At 63.8% G+C, this 4,941-nt stretch carries 4 protein-coding genes and 1 pseudogene; 1 reads left to right on the top strand and 4 read right to left on the bottom strand.

Annotated features, from left to right (window positions below; translation table 11 throughout):
* Positions 1-212 (top strand): annotated as a pseudogene (locus BST15_RS20615) (hypoxia response transcriptional regulator); the annotation flags it as partial.
* Positions 213-384: 172 nt separating this feature from the next.
* Here the strand turns inward: BST15_RS20615 and BST15_RS20610 are convergent.
* The 4 genes from BST15_RS20610 to BST15_RS22450 form a co-directional block, all read right to left on the bottom strand.
* Complete coding sequence (locus tag BST15_RS20610) at positions 385-807, bottom strand: MerR family DNA-binding protein (protein ID WP_046189032.1); 423 nt, start codon at positions 805-807, stop codon at positions 385-387.
* Between the two features lie 749 nt (positions 808-1,556).
* A complete protein-coding gene (locus BST15_RS20605; RefSeq protein WP_046189031.1) occupies positions 1,557-3,449 on the bottom strand; it encodes a serine/threonine-protein kinase PknD in 1,893 nt (630 codons plus the stop codon).
* Between the two features lie 57 nt (positions 3,450-3,506).
* The gene (gene pstS / locus BST15_RS20600) at positions 3,507-4,598 is read right to left on the bottom strand and encodes a phosphate ABC transporter substrate-binding protein PstS (protein WP_046189049.1); all 1,092 of its coding nucleotides are present in this window, start codon (positions 4,596-4,598) and stop codon (positions 3,507-3,509) included.
* Between the two features lie 17 nt (positions 4,599-4,615).
* Positions 4,616-4,941 (bottom strand): hypothetical protein (locus tag BST15_RS22450; protein ID WP_207572067.1); only part of this gene is annotated, 326 nt, incomplete at its 5' end.

The raw sequence follows: 4,941 nt of genomic DNA, 5'->3' as shown, positions 1-4,941 counted from the left end.
TTCGCTTCTACGAGGACTCGGGGCTGCTACCGCCGCCGGCACGCACCCCGTCCGGCTACCGCGACTACGGACCCGAGGTCGTGGATCGGCTCCGGTTCATCCACCGGGGCCAAGCCGCCGGGCTGACCTTGCAGAAAGTGCGCCAAATCCTGGCGATCCACGACCGCGGCGAGACGCCGTGCGGGCATGTCCAACAGGTCCTGGGCACCCAAGGGTCTGCTGCATGAATAGGTGACGTCGGAGAGCACACCGATCACACACAACGAGGTGTGCATGAAACCGAATGGTTCAGAATCCGGTGAACCAACAAACGATGCCCGAACCGAACAACGGAGACAGCCGACTGCCCGGCGGCCAGCCGTGCTGACCTCGGGGAACTGATGGTCAGCTTTCGGTGGTGTACTCGACGATGGGGCATATTGCGGCCGGCGCGGTCACAGCATCGCGGTCGACTGAATGGACACCTCGGGTGCTGACGAGACTGCGGCGTAGGGCGCGCAGGTCGGCGATCGCGGAATCGATCTCGTCAATGCGGGTATCGATGAGCGTGCGTACCGCCGTGCACGGTGTGCTGCCGTGACGGCGGATGTCCAGGATGGCGGCGATGTCATCTAGGCGCAGGCCCAGTGTGCGGGCCTGACGGATGAAGGTGAGCACGGCGACGTCATCGGCGCAGTAGAGGCGGTAGCCGGCCGGGGTGCGCGGGGGTTCGTCCACGAGGCCTTTCGCCTCGTACAAGCGCAGCGCCTTGCGCGTGATTCCGGCGCGGGAGGCGGCCTGTCCCGCGGTGACAGTGTCCGTGGCCATGATTTCCTCCTGGTCAACTTGACCTGGCCCCGAGGGCCAGCTTGTAGTGTCGTCTGGCTGGAACAACACCACAAGGAGGTCGATGATGCCATTTCGTGAGGGCGAGGTGTATCGGTGCCCGCTGCCCGAATGTGGATGCGAGCTGACGGTGACCAAGAGTGCCCCATCGGATTGTCAGGGACAGCAGAATCCAACCTGCTGCTGCGGGCAGACGATGGAGAAAGTCAGCTAGAGGCATCAACGCCCCGGGGTGAGGCCCGCACATGGTGATCTCACCCCGGTTGCCGCCCGGGCTCAACGTCAGACGATCAGCGCACCGACCGCCTGCACAGCGATCTGGTCAAGGAGGCCAGCGATCTCTACCCGGCTCCACAACAGCGTTCACAGGAATGGTTGTTGCGGACGTTGGCCGCGGCCGCGTTCCTGATTTTCTTTCAGGCATTCATTGGTGGCGCCGCTCACTCCGCAACTGGGAGTACGAGTTCGGCAGCTAGTTCGGCAGCTCCGCCGATGCGCTTGGCCTCGCTGTTCCCGCCTACCTGCTGCCCTACCGGACGATGACCTTGTTGTGGGGTCCGCTCTCGGATCGGATCGGCAGGAAACCGGTGATCCTTGGGTCTGCTGCGGGGCAAGGAGATCGGCGCCCACGGCCGCAACTGCACCGGGCGGCATCGGCCAGGCCCTTACAGCCGGCGATGTGACAACGTACGGGTTCCCGGTGGCCGCGATGAACAGAGACGGTCAACAGGTCAGCGCGCCGCTAGCTTCACCACCCTGTCGTTGCCGCGGTCGGCAACGTACACATTCCCGTCGGTGTCCACCGCTAGGTTGCAGGGGGTGCTGAGACCGTTGAATGGCAGCTTTATCTGGGTGCTCGACCCGGCCGCCAACTTCACCACCTCTTGGCCCTCATGTTCGCTGACGTAGACGCTGCCGGCGGCGTCCACCGCCACACCCCAGGGCATGTCGAGGCCCCTGAACGGTAGCTCGGTCTGGGTGCTCGACCCGGCCGCCAACTTCACCACTCTGTCGTTATCGGAGTCGGTGACGTACACGCTGCCGGCGCTGTCCACCTGCACATCATTTGGGTTTTTGAGGCCGGTGAACGGTAGCTCGGTCTGGGTGCTCGACCCGGCTGCCAACTTCACGACCCGGTTGTTGCCCCGGTCGGCGACATAGACGCTGCCGGCGGTATCCACCGCCACACCCTCGGGGTAATTGAGGCCGGTGAAGGGCAGCTCGGTCTGGGTGCTCGACCCGATCGCCAACTTCACGATCTGGTTGTTGAAGTCGCTGACATACACCGTGCCGGCGGTGTCCACCGCCACCCCCTGGGGCTCGTACAGGCCGGTGAACGGCAGCACCGTCGGGGTGCTTGACCCGGTAACCAACTTCACCACCTGGCCGTACATGCCCTTATGGGTGACGTACACGGTGCCGGCGGTGTCCACCGCCACCCCGCCTGGGGACAGGTGAAAGTTGAGGCCTTCCAACGGCAGCATGGTTTGTCCGGATGCCGAGGTCGAGGGGTGCGATGGCCGCGTTACCAGGTATCCGGTGGCCGCGATGGCGGCGATGACTAGAAGCGTGGCAGCGCCGATAAGGATCCGTGGCTTGCGTTTGGGGTGGGGCTGGAGCGGCGGGCGAAAATCCGGTGGGACCGCGGGGCTGCCAGTGACGGCTTCCGATGGCGCGGGACGAACCATTGTTCCGTCGCCGGGCGATAGCGCTGGAGCAGCCAGTGTCCCGGCGTCGGCGCCCGACGCTGTGAAATGGGGCGGGGCGCCGGCCTGCTGCTCAGATGTGGTCAGCGCGTCGTGAGCGGCGATTGCCAGATCGCCGGCGCTGCTATAGCGCGCTTCGGGGTTTTTGGCCATGCCCATGGCGATCACGTGATCTATGGCCACCGGAACGCTCCCGGGTCGAAGCTGGCTGGGCCGCGGGGCAGGCTCCATCAGATGCGCGGCGATCAACCGTTCGATGCTGTCGGCCCGATACGGCGGCGACCCGGTCAAACACTCGGCCAACACACAGGCCAGCGCATAGATATCGGCGCGATAGGTGACCTCATTGCCAGTGAACCGCTCCGGGGCCATGTACTTGTAGGTTCCCATCGCGGTCCCGGTCTGGGTAAGCCCCGGATCAGCCGCGGCGCGCGCTATCCCGAAATCGACCAAATAGGCGAAATCATCGCCTGTAATCAGAATGTTCTCCGGTTTGACATCACGGTGTGTCACCCGGGCGGCGTGCGCGGCGTCCAACGCGGCCGCAACCTGGCGCACAATGGCCACCGCCCGCGCCGGGCTCAACGGCCCCCAACGCTTCAACATCGTGGACAAATCGGTGCCCTCGATCAGGCGCATATCTAAGTACAGCTGCCCACCGATCTCGCCGTAATCATGAATCGGCACCACATGCGGCTCGGTCAACCGTCCCGCAGCATCGGCCTCACGCTGCATCCGCACCCGAAACACCGGATTCCCGGAGAACTGCTCGGAGATCAACTTCAACGCCACCACCCGGTGCTTGCGGGTGTCCTCGGCCTGATAGACCTCGCCCATCCCGCCGCGGCCCAGCAGTCGCAGCAGCCGATAGGGCCCAAATAGTGACCCCACCCGCGAACCAACCTCGGTGTCGCTCACGGCCGACGCTCCCTTCTCCTAGGCCGGCCCCCGGTTGTAGGGCGATGATTGCGCTAGTCACGCGATAGCATTCACCGCCGTCGCCAGTTTCGATCGGAACGAGGCCGGCAGCGGAATATATCCATACCGGTCCAAGCCATCTTGGACGGGACCAATTGCGGCCTGCATGAACGCTTTTACAGCCGCGCCGATCGCGGAATCCGGATACTGCGAGCAGACGATTTCATAGGTCGCCAACACGATCGGGTAGGCACCGGGCCGCGCCGGCTTGTAGAACGACGACGTGTCCACCACCAGGTCATTGCCCCGCCCCTTGAACGTGGCCCCGGCAATCGTCTTGCCGACCGAGTCGGTCGTGATCGCCACCGGATCCGGACCCGCTGCCGTGATGATCTGGGCCATGTTCAAATGATGGCCCACCGCGAACGACCACTCGTTATAGGTGATCGACCCGTCGGTTCCCTTCACGGCCAACGACGTGCCATCGTTTCCCTCGGCGCCACCACCGACACCCCCGTCGAACGTCAGGCCGGTGTCTTTACCCCACGCACCGTTGGATGCGGCGTCGAGATACTTCTGGAAGTTGAATGTTGTACCGGACTCGTCGTTGCGGAACACGACATGAATGGGCGTCGCGGGCAGGTCCGTGCTTCCGTTCAGCCCTTTGATCGCCGGATCATCCCACTTGGTGATGCTGCCATTGAAGATCTTCGCCGTCGTCGGCCCGTCCAGATTCAGTGAACTCACGCCCTTGATGTTGTAGGTGACCGCGATCGGGCCAAACGCCACCGGCAGGTCCCACGCCGGCGAACCGCACCGGTCGTGCGCCCGGTTGGGTTCGCCCTTCGACGGATCCAACGGCACATCGGAGCCCGCCAGATCGGTCTGGTTATTGATGAAATCCGTCACCCCGGCGCCGGAGCCATTTGCGTTGTAGTCCAGCGTGTGACCCGGGCAGGCATTGATGTAGGCGTAGACAAATTGTTCTATCGCGTTCTTTTGCGCGGTCGAACCACTGGCAATGAGTTTCTGCTTGCCGCCACAGTTCACTGGCGCCGACGAGGTGTTTGTATTGCTACCGCATGCCGATAACCCCAGTGCGCTGGCGACTAGCAGGTTCAGCGCGGCACCAGATCGGATGAACTTCACGGACATCCTCCGAAGGGTCAGGGTGACGAACTCACTCGCTCCACCACCGGGGAGCAGAGACGCGGAACCACGTTCCGCTGCACAGATGTCCCACTGCTCGGCAAGAGAACGTGTGAACCCACCGTGAATATGCTGGCGATGCCGCTGCTCCGGCCATGGAGGTTGTGAACCTCACCCTGGGTTTCGGTGCCAAAGCCGTGCTTGAGCGGGTGAGCCTGAAGTTTCGCATCTTCGACGAGGACGACCTGAGGCCAAGCCCAGTGGCGCGGTGTATGAGTTAGCTCGATCGCCCGAATTGCATCGACACGAAATCCGGTGACCTGCACCCGCATCCGCCCCGCTG

This window comes from Mycolicibacter arupensis (assembly GCF_002086515.1).
Taxonomy (GTDB): domain Bacteria; phylum Actinomycetota; class Actinomycetes; order Mycobacteriales; family Mycobacteriaceae; genus Mycobacterium; species Mycobacterium arupense.
This window is presented reverse-complemented; position numbering and strand designations above follow the sequence as displayed.

Excerpts from the sequence above, each read along its gene's own strand:
- BST15_RS20610 (WP_046189032.1), bottom strand. The coding sequence starts at position 807 with ATGGCCACGGACACTGTCACCGCGGGACAGGCCGCCTCCCGCGCCGGA.